Origin of the sequence: Paraclostridium bifermentans (assembly GCF_019916025.1) — a bacterium.
Classification (GTDB): Bacteria; Bacillota; Clostridia; order Peptostreptococcales; family Peptostreptococcaceae; genus Paraclostridium; species Paraclostridium bifermentans.
In genome coordinates this window covers 961,428-975,682 of record NZ_CP079737.1, presented here as the reverse complement: position 1 = coordinate 975,682, position 14,255 = coordinate 961,428, and the positions used below count along the sequence as shown (strand labels likewise).

Here is a 14,255-nt window from a genome sequence, read left to right as displayed (position 1 = left end):
ATTCGTATTTAAAGTTTATAAATATATTATATATTATCATCCATTTTTTACACTAATGTTACAAAACTATTATATAATTTCTAATTTTTTTTAAAGGATTCATAAGTTTTACAAAGAATCATATCTATTTAAATAAGATTTATTAATCTTGAAATTAAAAGGAGATTTTATATGAAAGAAATTAAATTGAAAAATGGTAAAACTGCAATTTTAAGATCACCAATAAAAGAAGATGCCCAATCAATGATAGACTACCTAAATATAATAGGTGGTGAAAGTGATTTTATAACCTTTGGAAAAAATGAATTTTCAATAAGTGTAGAAGCAGAGCAAGATTATATCGAAAGAGTAAATAGTATGAATAATTCTAAGAATGTACTAATTATTATAGAAAATGAAATTGTTGGAATAGCTTCTATTACTTCAGTTCAAAAAGAAAGAATGAAGCACAACGGAACATTAGGAATAAGCCTTCGAAAAAAATATTGGGGTATAGGTCTTGGAAGCGAGATTATGGCTTATCTTATTGACTGGGCTAAATCTAATAAAATAACAAAGAAAATCAACCTTCTAGTCAGAGAAGATAATATTAGAGGCGTAAAACTTTATGAAAAGTTTGGATTTGAAAAAGAAGGACTATTGAAGAAAGATATATGTGTAAATAGTATTTATTATAATACTATAGCTATGGGGTTGTACATAGACTAGAGTGTGGACTTAAAAAAGAGTTGTAGTTATTTCATTCATACAAAGACTTTAAGTTCAGTCTTTAAGTATTTCTTCAATAACTACAACTCTCTTTTTATTTTCAACACTATTTAAAATATTTTCCATACGGCTTAAATTCTTTTAATTCCTCAATAATTTCATCTAATTTATTAAATTCTTTTTTTACATCATTTCCAATTAAACTGGTTAAATAATCAAATAAAACTTGACCATTTCCTTCCATTATAAATCCTGATAAATTAACTTTATCTTTGCTTTCAAGAACTATGATAATTAACTGACCAGTACTTATTTTATCTAAATATGAAGAATCCTCATTATCTATATTATTTAGATGTTCTATAGTCAATTCTATTTGTGTTTTTTCTTCTTCACTTAATAGTTTTTCAATAACACCCAAATTATCTATTTTGTAAATTTTTGAAATGTCTTCAAAACTGTATTCTTCATTGTTTTCATCCATATTTAAAAAATCCTCTAGCGTAATTTCTACTGCTCTATAATTTTCAATTAAGTTTTTTGATATATTATCTATGCTATATTTATTTTCGTTGTTCATTCCCCCACATCCCCCTTAACTTAATATATGTTTTAAATGGTATATAATCTAATCTCTATTTACAATAAAATTTATATCTAATTACTCAAGTTCTTTAAAAAGTTCTTTAGCTTTTATCTTAGATTCTTTTAGTACAAGCTCTCCATCAGGTGTAATTTTATAATATTTTCTTACTTTGCCACCTACTACTATTTCTTCTTTATTTATCAAATCTGATTGTTCCATTGCCTTAAGTATAGGGTATAGAGTTCCCGGACTTATATCATATCCATGTGATTTTAATTCTTCTATCATCCATGATCCATAAAAAGGTTCCTTTTTTGCATGATGAAGTATGTGAATATGTATAAATCCTAAAAATATTTTTCTCAGTATTTGTTCTTGCATTGTTTCCTCCATATGTTATATAATCATACCTAGTTAATATCGTATTTCGATATCGATTTTAGACATTATAATATATATTATCATTTTAATTATATAAAATGCAACTACTTAAGGAGGTGTTGAGTTGAGTATACTCAGACTAAAAGACATAAGATATATTTCAGATAACACACAGATACTAGATTGTGTAAATTTAAATATAGAAAAAGGCGATTGTGTATCTATAATAGGCTCTTCAGGAAGTGGTAAAAGTACACTTCTTAAAATCTGTTCAGACTTAATAAGCCCTACAAATGGCGAAATATTTTTCGAAGAAAAAAATTATATAGATTATGATCCCATAGAACTTAGAAAAAAAATTAGCTATTGCGTTCAAATTCCTTATCTATTTGGTAAATCAGTATTTGATAATCTTTCATATCCATTTATTATAAGAAAAAAAGAAATTGATGAACAAAGAATCCTTCAATTTATGAAGAAATTAAATTTAGATTCAGAATATCTACATAAAGATATAAATGCTTTATCTGGTGGAGAAAAGCAAAGAGTTGCGCTTATAAGAAACCTAATGTTTACACCTGATATATTATTGTTAGATGAAGTTACATCTGCATTAGATAAAGAGAACGCTAAAATAGTTGAGTCTTTAATAAAAGAAATGAACGATAATGGAATTACTGTTATTTGGGTTACTCACAGTTTAGAGCAAAGTGAGTCTATATTTAATAAAAGAATTCAAATGGATCAAGGCCAAATTTGTGCTGAGGAGGACTTAAGATAATGAATACAATATCACTTATTATAGCATCTGCGCTTATTGCAATTCCTATATTTATTTCATATAAAGAAGATTTGAAGCTTGAAAAAGAAATTATTATAAGTATGATAAGGGCTATAATTCAACTTATATTAGTAGGTTACATATTAGAGTATGTTTTTAATTTAAAAAACTCTGCATTTACAATTATCATATTACTTATAATGACGTTTATAGCTGCTTTAAATACTAAAAAAAGAGGTAAGGAAATAAAGAATGTAGTCTTTGTATCGTTCATATCTTTAATTGTTGGAAGCTCTATAACATTAACGATACTAGTTTTATCAGGTGCTATTAAATTTGTACCAAATCAAATAATTCCAGTTGCAGGAATGGTTATTAGTAACTCTATGGTTGCTATAGGGCTTAGTTATAGAAATCTTAGCAATAGTTTTAAAACTAGACTTAATGAGGTAGAAGTAAAACTTTCTTTAGGAAGTGACATCTATTCAGCTTCAAAAGAAATAATAAGGGATAGTGTTAAAACTTCAATGCTTCCATCTATAGATTCTGCTAAAACATTAGGTATAGTTTCTCTTCCGGGAATGATGACTGGGCTAATTTTAGGTGGTACATCCCCACTTATAGCTATAAAATTTCAAATAATGGTTACATTTATGATTTTAGCTTCAACATCAATTTCTAGTATTATGGCTACATATATTGCATATAAAAGCTTCTTCAATGAAAGAAAACAAGTTCAAATTTAGATATAGTTTTTATTAAAAAAGCCGATTAAAAGAAACTTTCTTTTAACCGGCTTTTTAAATTAGTTTTCTATTTTTGATGATTTATTTTTATTAGAACTAACTGTTAAAATAACTAGTATTGCAAGTATTCCTAAAAGTACTGCTGTAAGTCCATATCCTCCAACTAAAGCTTGTACCTTACCTAAGAATATTCCAGCAACTCCAAAATCTCCATCTGAGAAAGTAGAGTTTGCAACTCCTAAACTACCAAGTACAGGAAGCAATGCTACTGGTAGTAATGATATAATTACTCCATTTACAAAAGCTCCAATTACAGCTCCTTTTCTACCACCTGTTGAGTTTCCAAATACTCCAGCTGTAGCTCCTGTGAAGAAATGAGGCACAACCCCTGGTATTATTATTACAAGTCCTGCTGCTGCAAGAGCTAACATCGAAACTATACCTCCGATGAATGAACTTAAAAATCCTATTAATACTGCATTTGGTGCATAAGGGAAAACTATAGGACAATCAAGTGCTGGTTTTGAATTAGGCACTAGTTTGCTAGCTATTCCTTTAAATGCAGGAACGATTTCATTTAAGACTAATCTAACTCCATTTTGGATTAATATAAATCCTGCTGCGAAAGTTAATGCTTGTATCATTGAAAATACTATAAAGTTTTTACCACCTGATAACTCTGATTCAATAAACTTAGGCCCTGCAACAAGTGCAACTACTATATATAGAATTAACATAGTTATTGATATAGAAACTGCTGAATCTCTTAAGAAACTTAGAGACTTAGGAACTTTCATTTCCTCTGTTGATTTTGAATTTTTTCCAACAGCTTTTCCTATTGATGCAGATATAGCATATCCAACTGATGAAAAGTGACCAAGTGCTACTGAGTCATTCTTAGTTATCTTTTTCATGAAAGGTTGACATATAGCAGGAGAAATTACCATTAAAAGTCCTAGTGCAAGTGAACCCGTAAATATTAAGTGAGCTCCACTCATTCCACCTGATATTAATATAACAGCTATCATACAAGCCATGAATAATGTATGATGTCCTGTTAAAAATATATATTTAAATTTCGTAAATCTAGCTATAAGAATATTTACTATCATACCAAATGTCATTATAAGCGCTGTAGCTGTACCGAATTGATCCATAGCAAGTGCAACTACTGCCTCATTGTTAGGTATAACTCCACTTACATTAAATCCATACTCAAACATTTTACCAAATGGTTCTAGTGAACCTGCTATTATACCTGCTGAAGCTGCTATTACAACAAATCCAACCATAGCCTTTAAAGTTCCTTTTATTATATCTTCAATAGGCTTCTTTTGTAATAAAAGTCCTACTAAAACTATAAATCCTACAAGCACTGATGGCTCAGATAAAAAGTCGATAGTTACTTTTAAAAAACCACTCATCTATGATGCCCCCTCTTTATTTAGGTTCTAGCAACCTAATTTTTCTTGTAATTTAGCTTTTAATTCATCTTTATCAAATAACGCATCTAAAACTATTAAGTTTGGTAAGTGAGATGCACTATCTTCTAAGTCTCTTGCTGTTATAAATATATCTGCTTGATCAGCTGTTGCATCTGCTAGAGAACTATGAGAAACTTCATATCCACTTAATCCTAATTCACTTAATACTTCATTAACATTCATCTCTACCATAAAACTTGATCCTAATCCTGATCCACAAACTGCCATTATTCTATTCATATTACATTACCTCCATTATCTCTTTTTCATTATTTAAATTTAATATTGTATTTAATTTATTTTGATCCATACATACTTTAGCAACCTTTTGCATAATTTCTAGATGTGAGCTACTATCAACTGCACTTAAAGTGAAAAATAAACTAACTTCTTTGCCTAAGAAATCTACTGGCTTATTTAACTTCAACAAACATAAATCTGTTTTTAGTGCTCCATCTTCTGGTCTTGCATGTGGCATTGCAATTTTAGGTGCTATGCAAAAGTATGATCCAAATTCATCAATTTTGTTTAATATTGCTTCATAATAAGAATCATTTATTGAATCCCTTTTTTGTAAAATATCACAAGTAATTTTGATAGCTTCTTCATAGTCATTTACATTGTCTAAAACTTTAACTATCATCTCTTACCCCCCCCTTGCTTATCTTGAGTATTTATTTATAACTTCTAAAACTTCATATTTATCTTTACTATTTAAGATTTTATCTATATTTTCTTTTTTACTTAGCATTTTAGTCAGACAAGCAAGTGCTTTTATATGTGTTTGATTATCTTTTGGAGCTAAACTTATAAGAATCTTAACTTTATGTTGCTCTTTGCCAGAAAAATAAATATCTTCTTTAAATGTTGTAAGGGTCATGCTAACTTTATTTACCCCATCTTCTGGTCTTGCATGTGGCATAGCAACCTTTGGAGCTATAACTATATATGGTCCTAATTTTCTTACATTTTCTATCATAGCATCTATATAAGAATCTTTAACATATCCTAAATTCTTTAGTGGATTTGCACTAACCCTTATTGCGTCTTCCCAACTTGTTGCTTCTTGATTTAAATAAATAGTATCCTCATTTAGAAGTTCTCTTAATGTTGCTTTATAACTTTTTCCTTTTTCTCTAGAAGAAATTACAATATTTTTAATTTCTTCTCTTAGCTTTTCCTTATTTGAAATAGTTGCGTATTTTTCTACTCCATTGATAATTTTATTTATAAATTCTTGTTCAAAATTAAATACAGATTGCGTATTTGATATTTGAGAAAGTAAATTTTGCTTATCTAAATCTGTAAGTATAGGATTTACCTTTATAGCTTGTTTTTGGTTTAAGTCTACAGTAGTTATAGCAAAATCATAGTACTTTTCATAATTTTCAAAATTTTTTAAAGGCAATATATCTTGAATTTCTATCAAATCAAATAACTGCTCTATCTGATTTTTAAGAAGCTGTGAAGTTGCCATACCTGAATTACATACTATAACAATTTTAGGAATTTTAATTTCAACTCCCATTTTGGAACTATATCCTCCAAAGTACATAGCTATATATGCTATCTCATCATCATTTAAATATATATCTAAGTTGTTCTCAATAGTTTTTACAACTTGTTTTGTAAATTGATATATTGATTTATACTTTTGCTTTACTTCACTTTTTATTAAGTTTAAGTAGTAAATTCCATACCTTATTTTAAATATAGAAGGTATAAGATGATTCAGTATATTTTTAGATAACACATCATAATCTTCTATCGATATACAAGAAATCTTTTCAAACTCTTTTACCATCATATTAACAGGAAGAATATATTTACTATTAAGTTCATTTTGATAAAAATAGTTTCTTATATCTTCATCTCTTGTAAAAAACGTTTGTATATAATATACTTCATCTTCATCAATATCATTGTTTAGGACTTTTCTAATTATATTTAATAATCTTTTAACCTCTTTGTGAGAGTCTAAACTATCTAAGAAATTCTTATCTTCATTTTTAAAAGTTATAGTATCTTTATTTTTTACATAATAGTTTTTATAAAAAATTGCTAAATACATAAGTATATAATTTGCGTTAGTATTTTTAAAAATATTTAGATTTTCTTCTTTCATTAAAGTTTTTATATCTTCAAATACTTGCATATACCCGTATTCATCGAAAAAATAATTGTATTCATTGTATAAATTTATAAATAGATATCTTTTAGAATTATTGCTTCCAACTAACTTATATCCATTTTTAGCTTCTAATTCTAATTTATATTTACTTATATATTCTCTAACATTTTTGATATCGTTTAAAACAGTATTTCTGCTTACTAAAAGCTTGTTACAATATCTTTCTATTGTTGATTTTTCTAAAGATAAAAACAAATCTATTATTATACTTATGCATCTTTCTTCTGAAGATAATATATAGTCATCTTTAGAGTACTTAAGCGCCTTTCTTATCTTATCTTTATCTTCTGAGCTTATATGATAACCTAAGTTTCTTACATTCGATATTTCTAAATTATATTTTTTTATATGATTATTAATTTTTGAAATATCGTAATAAACTGTTCTTCTAGAAATATTTAATAACTTAACTATTTTTTCAATTTTTACATATTCATGATTCATAAGTATATCTAATATATCTTCTAGTCTTTTATTAAGTTTCATATGTTCTTCCTTTCTTAAGTTCATTATATAACTTTTTATTTTTGCACAAAAGACAAAATATACGCACATTTTTTATGCAAAATTTTGTACTCATCTTAATATATTAACCTAAATTAATAATTTATTTAAAATAAAATACAAAAAAAGATATCACACTAAGTAATATGTGATATCTTTCTTATAACCATCCTATCGTCCTATATAATTTAAGTTAACTATAGGAAGTCCATATAAAGGTTCTTTTTCACTTCTATCAATTGAAAATTTATCATTCTTCCCAGGGATAATTTCTAAAATATTTCCTTTAAAATCATTATCATTAAAGTTTATGCCAAATCCAGTCATTTCTTTTTTCCCATATAAGAAACATACTACTTTGTTTTCTTTCATAAAAGCAACTTGATTAAACTCTCCAACTTCTGATTCCCCAATATTTAAGAACTTATATCCAATAGTTTTATAAATTTCATCCCTTGGAGTTCCTATCTTAAATACATATGCCTTATCCCATTCAAAAGGTTTTAATTCACCTATATTAACTTCTTTAGTATCTTCACTTAAATCCATAATTTTAATATGTAAATTTCCTGGATTATTACACATATCTTCTAATTCTTTCTTACTTTTTTCAAACTGGACTATTTCACTAGACTTATCAACAACATCCCATCCATCTTTAGTTTTTTCTATATTGAAATTTATCTTAGATATACATTCCCCATGTTTCCCAGGTTCTGTTACTATAACAGTTTCACCAGATTTATTTTTATAATCATGCTGTTTAATTTGAACGTGGTTGTGCCCTGCAACAATTGCATCTATACCATCAACTTGTGTCGCTAAGTCTTGTATTCTATTTCCTGGATGTCTTGGTTTTTTAGGCTTTTCTCCAGTGTGAGCAACAGCCACGATAACATCAGCTTTGTCTTTTTCTTTCATGACCTTAACCCATTTTTTAGCATCTTCTACTAAATCTGTCATATACAGTTCTTGGTTGTAATTTGGTAAATCTTTTAATTCTACATCCCCTTCTCCAACTTCTTTTATTGTAAGCCCTAAAATTCCTAATTTCAAAGTACCTTGTGGAGTATTTAGCTCTTTTATAACATATGGTTTTGTATAATTATCTCCGTTATTTTTATATGCATTTGCTGATAATACATCTATTTTTTGTTTTTCAAAATCAGATATTAAATTGTCTAGGTAAAACTTATTATTAGATACAAATTCATGATTTCCAAGAACTACTGCATCATACCCTATAGCTTTCATTTCCTTTGCTATAGGTGCTTCTATGTATTTTTCAATATTTCTATTTTCTCTACGTTTATCAAAATATCTATTCATATCGTCAGATGCTCCAAACCCTAAGTCAAAAAAATCTCCTGCATCAACTAAAGTAATATTCTTATCTTTACTTTTTTCATTTGCAACATAATCACTTAACTCATATGGTAATGTTCCATGCAAGTCAGTAGTAGCTAATACACTTATATTTGTCGTTTTTGTAGATGTACATCCACCTATAAAAATTGCAACTATTCCTATAGTTATATATAATAATTTTTTATTCATAAAATCTCAAAACCCTTTCTTCATCTTAACTCTACTTAGATGTATAAACAAACTTAATCGTAGGACTATTCGTATATGTATTTTCTTCTCCTTCTTCCATTCTAAAGCAGTCATTTTTATCAGATCTAATAGTTAAAACTCCATCATTAAAATCTGATTTTTTAAAATCAAAGCTATACGGTGCACACCTTTCCTCTCCACTCATGTATAAGACAACTTCATTTCCATTCATAAATACTAACTGTGGTTTATTACTTTCAGCAATATTTAAAAACTTATATCCAACTGTATTGTAAATTTTTTCTCTTGGTGTTTTTGGACTAAACACATATAGTTTATTCCACTTAAACTTCATAGTTTTCCCAAAGCTTATTTCTTCACCTAATTTATCTTTTTTCTCAAATAATGAAGCCCCAAATATACCTATGTTGTTACACATCTCATTTAGAGCTTTTTTGCTTTTCTCAAATTGAACTATATTACTTGATTTATCAATAACTTCCCATTTATCTCCATCTTTTTCTAGCTTTAAATTTATTTTTGAAATACATTCTCCATGTTTCCCAGGTTCTGTTACTATAACATTCTCTCCTGATTTATTTTTATAATCATTTTGTTTAATTTGAACATGGTTATGCCCTGCTACAATTGCATCTATACCATCAACTTGTGTGGCTAAATCTTGTATTCTATTTCCTGGGTGTCTTGGTTTTTTAGGCTTTTCTCCAGTATGAGCAACAGCTACTATAACATCAGCTTTATCCTTTTCTTTCATGACTTTGACCCATTTTTTAGCATCTTCTACTAAGTCTGTCATATATAGTTCTCCCTTAAAACCAGCTTGATCTTTAAGTTCCAAAGATTTATTTTCTACTAACTTTTCTCCATCCCAGTATTTACTTTCTCCAACTTCTTTTATAGTAAGTCCAAGTATTCCTAATTTTACAGTTCCCTCTGGAGTTTCTACTTCTTTTATTACATAAGGCTTTGTATAACTTTCTCCATTTGATTTATATGTATTTGCTGACAAGACACTTAAACCTTGTTTTTCAAAGCTAGTTATCATATTATCTAATTCTTTTTTACTTCCTAAAAACTCATGATTTCCAAGAGTTACAGTGTCATATCCAATATCTTTCATTTCTTTTGCTAAAGGCATATCCCTATATTGTATATTATTCGCTAACCTATCCTGCCCTGTATGTTCAAAGAATTTTTCCATATCCCCAGATACACCGAATTCACCATCACAAAAATCACCAGCATCTACTAATGTTATATTTTTATCTTTCTTTTTTTCACTTGCTACATATTCACTTAATTCATTTGGAAGTACTCCATGTAAATCTGTAGTCGCTAATAAATTTACATCTGTAGTTTTAGTAGATGTACACCCCGATATTAATAACATACTTGTTATTAATAATCCTCCAAATATTTTTTTATTCATAATGCACCCCTTATTTGTCATTTTTTACCAATATTATTAATCATTCACCATATTTTCTTAATCACCTTTTAACTTAATATTCTAACAATTCAACAAAAAAGGTGTCGTAATCCTTCGACACCTCCAATTAGTTTTATATATTAAACTTCTCTATAAATTAATTTTTTTCTAAATGCATACTTAAATTTTATAAGTAAAGCTATATAAATAATAGCTGAAGCTATTCCTATATAAAATGAGCATCCAAAAACAATATGAATTGTTGATAGTAGAGTATAGTCTATTCCTACATTAAATCCGCCTCTTTCTCCTTTTGATGTAAGTCCAATTGTATTTCCACCTATATTAATAAGCTCTTCTTTTTTTATATTTTTATCTGTATGTTTATATAGAACCTTTTCATTTCCAGCTGTATATATTTCTAAATATCTTACATCATTAAATTCTTTAGTATTAAGTAAATCATTAAATTCTTTTTCATATGTTTTTGGATTATATAGGTCTTTTTCACTTACTATAATATCCAATTTAAGGTCTATAATATCTCGTATATAATTAATTTTATCATTTATACGACCTCTAAACACCATCATCGACAAACATACTATTAAAGCTAGTATAGCTGTATTTTTGAATATATTTATCATTCTTTTATTTAATTTTTCATTAGCAACTTTACTTTCCTTAAGCGATTTATGCAAATCTTTTAGCATTTCAGTTCCACCATCAAATTGATTTATAGCTTCTCTTTGTGCATCTTCTTCTGAGTATCCATTATCAATAAATTCAGTAGTTGATGTTATTAAATGCTCCCTTAACTCTTCTTTTAGCTCTTTTACTTCCTTACTTTTATCATTTTTATATAATGACTTTAAATATTCATCAATAATTTTCATAACTTATTTTCTCCCCTTTAAAAATTGATTCATTATGTTTTGCACAAAATCCCACTCTTGTATTTTTATATCTAAAGCGGTTCTTCCTTCATCAGTTATGTTGTAATACTTTCTTCTGCTTCCTGCCCCTTGTTCATTTCCCCAGTAAGATTTTATCAATCCTTTTGTTTCTAATCTTTTAAGAGAAACATACATTGTTCCATCTTTTAACTCAAATGTAGTTTTATCCCTAACAATTTTAGCTATTTCATATCCATATGAATCTTTTTCATCTAAAATAGCTAAAATTAATGTATCTATGTGACCTTTTAAAACTTCTTTATTTAATTCCATGAAATCACCTCCGTTCATTAAGTACCTCACTATACGATGTAGTTACATAAATATAGTAAATCAAAATACCTCGTAATGCAAGTGTAATTTTGAAAAGCACAAAAATAAAAGGTGTCGCAACCCCACGACACCTTCAATAAAATTTAGTTTAACTTTTCCTATAAGTGTGTTATATCTAGAACCTGACTAAACGTTAAAGCCAGGTTTTAGGCTTTAGTGCAGGAAGGTACTAGATATAACATCACAATAAGTTAACTAAATTTAAATATTTTTAGCTCCAAAATAATCATCTAATTCTTCTTCAAAATTTATATTTTTACTTGAACCCTTCTCACTTTTTAACTTAAATCTTTCTATAAGTGATTTTAACATTTGTGCTTGTCCACTTAATTCTTCACTAGCAGCTGCACTTTCTTCTGAAGTTGCTGAATTTGTCTGAACTACTTCAGATATTTGATCTACACCTAGTGTAACTTGATTTATTGCATTAGCTTCATCTTCAGATGTTTTTGCTATATCATTAACTACTGCAGTCGTTCTATTTGTTGTATTTATTATTCTCTTGAATGAATCAGCTGTGTTTTCTACTATTTCATTACCTTTATCAACAGCTTCTATTGAATTTTCAATAAGTGTAGCTGTATTTTTTGCAGCCTCAGCTGATTTAGACGCTAGGTTTCTAACTTCATCTGCAACAACAGCAAATCCTTTACCAGCTTCTCCTGCACGAGCCGCTTCTACTGCTGCGTTTAATGCTAATATATTAGTTTGGAATGCTATGTCATCTATTGTTTTTATTATTCTAGCTATCTCATTAGAAGTAAATGATATTTCTTCCATTGCTTTTATCATATGAGTCATTTGGTCATTTCCTTCTTTAACTTGCTTACTTGAATTTAACATTAATGAATTTGCTTTCTTTGCATTATCAGCATTTTCTTTAATTTTATCTGATATTTCTGCTATAGTTGCAGATAATTCTTCCACTGCACTCGCTTGTTCTGTAGCACCTTGTGCTAAAAGTTGTGATCCACTTGATACTTGATTTGATGCTCCTTCAACTTCTTCTGATGCTAAGTTTATTTGTAACATTATTTCACTTAGATCTTTAGTTATTTTTAAAACAGAACTTTCTATTACTTTAAATACTCCTACGTACTCAGTACTAGTTTCAACATCAAAATTTCCAGATGCAACTTCTTCTAATACGTGTGTAGTATCCATTATAATCTCTTTTGTTTTACTACTCATTTGACGCATGCTATCTGATAATGAACCTAATTCATCTTTTGAATCATATTCAATATCTATATCAAAATCTCCACCTGCCATTTTATTTGCAGCAGATTCTAATTCTTTGATTGGATTTTGTAATTTCTTTGTTATAATTATACAAATAGCAATACCTGTTAATATAACAACTGCACTTATTACTACAGAAGATGTAATAGCTTTTGATGATCTTTCTTTTATTTGCTTATCAAAATCTACACTACGAGCTTTTTCATCTTCATATACAGCTTTTGCGGCATTTATAGATGCAACATATCCATTGTAGTATCCACTTCCATCTGTTATTGCAATTTGTTGTGCTTCCTGTGCTTTTCCTTGATGTAAAAGTGAATATATATTGTTATTTTCTTTTTTAAGATTTTCTATAGATGCTTCAAGGTCGCTAACCAGCTTTTTATCACCTAAAGCTTTTTCTCTAAGTATTTTCATACTATTTTCAATACTTTCAAAGTCTTTTTGAGCCGATGCTTCATGTTCTTCAGGCTTGTTCCCCGCAATAGAGTTCATAACATTTTGATCTATAGATACTAAATCTCTTCTAATACTCATAGATTCATTTGTTACTTGAAAAGGACCTGTATATAAGTCGTGACTTTGATTTGCAGATTTTTTTAGGTTACTTATTAAAAATAAATTTGATAATGCAGTAAGCACTAATAAAATAACAAATGCTAACCCTAACTTTTGTCCTATTTTTAAGTTTTTTAATTTCATATATTTTCCTCCCTGTCCTCTGTTGATTATGATAGCTTTTCTTAAAAAGAAGTATAATAACTTCTAAAATATAGCTAATTTGATACCATCTACTTATATACGGTTGAAAAATGGAAAACTTTAACAAAATAAAGCATTGCACATAGTGCAATGCCTTATTTTTATTTATGTCCTCCTCCAATAACTTGGTTTAATACAAACTCTTCATCAACAATTTCAATATCAAAAGCCTGCCCAAATCCTTTAACTAATCTCCCGCTTTTTATATTTAGTTCAAAAATATCAAAATCTAAACTTTTTAATACCATCATTATTTGACTCCCATGAATTTTTTCAAACTCATCTAATATGTAATTGCAATCATCTTGTTTAATTTCTGCTTCACAAGAAAAACTCACTCGCTGTCTTGCAAATATAGATTTGCTTTCATTTTCATCTTCAATTATCATAACTGAACACTTATTATTTTCTAACAAATTAAAATAATGATTAGCAGCTTTACTTATATAAATGTATAATTTATTATTTTTTATTATAAACGGTGCATAACTTACCTCTGGATTACTGTTTTTACTTAATGAACTTATAATTAAACTTTTTTGTGATTTTAATAAATTTTCCATAATGTATA

Annotated in this window: 15 protein-coding genes; 3 read left to right on the top strand and 12 right to left on the bottom strand. The window is 27.9% G+C overall.

From position 1 onward, the window contains the following. Positions 1-171 precede the first annotated feature (171 nt). Entirely contained in the window at positions 172-708 is a 537-nt protein-coding gene (locus KXZ80_RS04720) for a GNAT family N-acetyltransferase (RefSeq protein WP_021432305.1), read from the top strand. A gap of 106 nt (positions 709-814) precedes the next feature. On the opposite strand, the gene KXZ80_RS04715 is transcribed toward KXZ80_RS04720, so the two are convergent. Both KXZ80_RS04715 and KXZ80_RS04710 read right to left on the bottom strand, forming a co-directional pair. Continuing rightward, the gene (locus KXZ80_RS04715) at positions 815-1,288 is read right to left on the bottom strand and encodes a hypothetical protein (protein WP_021432304.1); all 474 of its coding nucleotides are present in this window, start codon (positions 1,286-1,288) and stop codon (positions 815-817) included. 81 nt (positions 1,289-1,369) lie between these two features. After that, positions 1,370-1,675, bottom strand: coding sequence for a PadR family transcriptional regulator (locus KXZ80_RS04710; protein WP_021432303.1), 306 nt, complete (start codon positions 1,673-1,675; stop codon positions 1,370-1,372). Between the two features lie 124 nt (positions 1,676-1,799). Between KXZ80_RS04710 and KXZ80_RS04705 the strand changes: the two genes are divergently transcribed. Together KXZ80_RS04705 and KXZ80_RS04700 are read left to right on the top strand one after the other, a co-directional pair. After that, positions 1,800-2,456 carry an ABC transporter ATP-binding protein gene (locus KXZ80_RS04705; RefSeq protein WP_021432302.1) on the top strand — a complete coding sequence of 219 codons (657 nt, stop codon included), beginning with the start codon at positions 1,800-1,802 and terminating at the stop codon, positions 2,454-2,456. Further along, on the top strand, positions 2,456-3,202 hold the full coding sequence (locus tag KXZ80_RS04700) for an ABC transporter permease (RefSeq protein WP_021432301.1): 747 nt from the start codon (positions 2,456-2,458) through the stop codon (positions 3,200-3,202). Before KXZ80_RS04705 ends, KXZ80_RS04700 begins: the two co-directional genes overlap by 1 nt. 59 nt (positions 3,203-3,261) lie before the next feature. Here KXZ80_RS04700 and KXZ80_RS04695 read toward each other — a convergent pair whose 3' ends face one another. The 10 genes from KXZ80_RS04695 to KXZ80_RS04650 form a co-directional block, all read right to left on the bottom strand. Next, positions 3,262-4,626 (bottom strand): PTS ascorbate transporter subunit IIC, encoded by a 1,365-nt coding sequence (locus tag KXZ80_RS04695; RefSeq protein ID WP_021432300.1) that lies wholly within the window; start codon positions 4,624-4,626, stop codon positions 3,262-3,264. A 27-nt stretch (positions 4,627-4,653) separates the two neighbouring features. After that, positions 4,654-4,926, bottom strand: coding sequence for a PTS sugar transporter subunit IIB (locus tag KXZ80_RS04690; RefSeq protein WP_021430754.1), 273 nt, complete (start codon positions 4,924-4,926; stop codon positions 4,654-4,656). Between the two features lies 1 nt (position 4,927). After that, on the bottom strand, positions 4,928-5,329 hold the full coding sequence (locus KXZ80_RS04685; RefSeq protein WP_021432299.1) for a PTS sugar transporter subunit IIA: 402 nt from the start codon (positions 5,327-5,329) through the stop codon (positions 4,928-4,930). 18 nt (positions 5,330-5,347) lie between these two features. Then, on the bottom strand, positions 5,348-7,387 hold the full coding sequence (locus KXZ80_RS04680) for a BglG family transcription antiterminator (protein WP_167699364.1): 2,040 nt from the start codon (positions 7,385-7,387) through the stop codon (positions 5,348-5,350). Between the two features lie 165 nt (positions 7,388-7,552). Continuing rightward, entirely contained in the window at positions 7,553-8,938 is a 1,386-nt protein-coding gene (locus KXZ80_RS04675; protein ID WP_021432297.1) for a metallophosphoesterase, read from the bottom strand. Positions 8,939-8,969: 31 nt separating this feature from the next. After that, the gene (locus KXZ80_RS04670; RefSeq protein ID WP_021432296.1) at positions 8,970-10,388 is read right to left on the bottom strand and encodes a metallophosphoesterase; all 1,419 of its coding nucleotides are present in this window, start codon (positions 10,386-10,388) and stop codon (positions 8,970-8,972) included. 140 nt (positions 10,389-10,528) lie between these two features. Further along, complete coding sequence (locus KXZ80_RS04665) at positions 10,529-11,284, bottom strand: permease prefix domain 1-containing protein (protein ID WP_021432295.1); 756 nt, start codon at positions 11,282-11,284, stop codon at positions 10,529-10,531. 3 nt (positions 11,285-11,287) lie between these two features. Continuing rightward, positions 11,288-11,617 (bottom strand): PadR family transcriptional regulator, encoded by a 330-nt coding sequence (locus KXZ80_RS04660; protein WP_021430747.1) that lies wholly within the window; start codon positions 11,615-11,617, stop codon positions 11,288-11,290. A gap of 261 nt (positions 11,618-11,878) precedes the next feature. Further along, positions 11,879-13,624, bottom strand: coding sequence for a methyl-accepting chemotaxis protein (locus KXZ80_RS04655; protein ID WP_021432294.1), 1,746 nt, complete (start codon positions 13,622-13,624; stop codon positions 11,879-11,881). A gap of 161 nt (positions 13,625-13,785) precedes the next feature. Beyond that, complete coding sequence (locus KXZ80_RS04650; protein ID WP_021432293.1) at positions 13,786-14,247, bottom strand: HugZ family pyridoxamine 5'-phosphate oxidase; 462 nt, start codon at positions 14,245-14,247, stop codon at positions 13,786-13,788. Positions 14,248-14,255 lie beyond the last annotated feature (8 nt).

Coding starts and splice junctions, on each gene's coding strand:
- KXZ80_RS04720 (WP_021432305.1), top strand. CDS start 172: ATGAAAGAAATTAAATTGAAAAATGGTAAAACTGCAATTTTAAGATCA.
- KXZ80_RS04715 (WP_021432304.1), bottom strand. CDS start 1,288: ATGAACAACGAAAATAAATATAGCATAGATAATATATCAAAAAACTTA.
- KXZ80_RS04710 (WP_021432303.1), bottom strand. CDS start 1,675: ATGCAAGAACAAATACTGAGAAAAATATTTTTAGGATTTATACATATT.
- KXZ80_RS04700 (WP_021432301.1), top strand. CDS start 2,456: ATGAATACAATATCACTTATTATAGCATCTGCGCTTATTGCAATTCCT.
- KXZ80_RS04695 (WP_021432300.1), bottom strand. CDS start 4,626: ATGAGTGGTTTTTTAAAAGTAACTATCGACTTTTTATCTGAGCCATCA.
- KXZ80_RS04690 (WP_021430754.1), bottom strand. CDS start 4,926: ATGAATAGAATAATGGCAGTTTGTGGATCAGGATTAGGATCAAGTTTT.
- KXZ80_RS04685 (WP_021432299.1), bottom strand. CDS start 5,329: ATGATAGTTAAAGTTTTAGACAATGTAAATGACTATGAAGAAGCTATC.
- KXZ80_RS04680 (WP_167699364.1), bottom strand. CDS start 7,387: ATGAACTTAAGAAAGGAAGAACATATGAAACTTAATAAAAGACTAGAA.
- KXZ80_RS04675 (WP_021432297.1), bottom strand. CDS start 8,938: ATGAATAAAAAATTATTATATATAACTATAGGAATAGTTGCAATTTTT.
- KXZ80_RS04670 (WP_021432296.1), bottom strand. CDS start 10,388: ATGAATAAAAAAATATTTGGAGGATTATTAATAACAAGTATGTTATTA.
- KXZ80_RS04665 (WP_021432295.1), bottom strand. CDS start 11,284: ATGAAAATTATTGATGAATATTTAAAGTCATTATATAAAAATGATAAA.
- KXZ80_RS04660 (WP_021430747.1), bottom strand. CDS start 11,617: ATGGAATTAAATAAAGAAGTTTTAAAAGGTCACATAGATACATTAATT.
- KXZ80_RS04655 (WP_021432294.1), bottom strand. CDS start 13,624: ATGAAATTAAAAAACTTAAAAATAGGACAAAAGTTAGGGTTAGCATTT.
- KXZ80_RS04650 (WP_021432293.1), bottom strand. CDS start 14,247: ATGGAAAATTTATTAAAATCACAAAAAAGTTTAATTATAAGTTCATTA.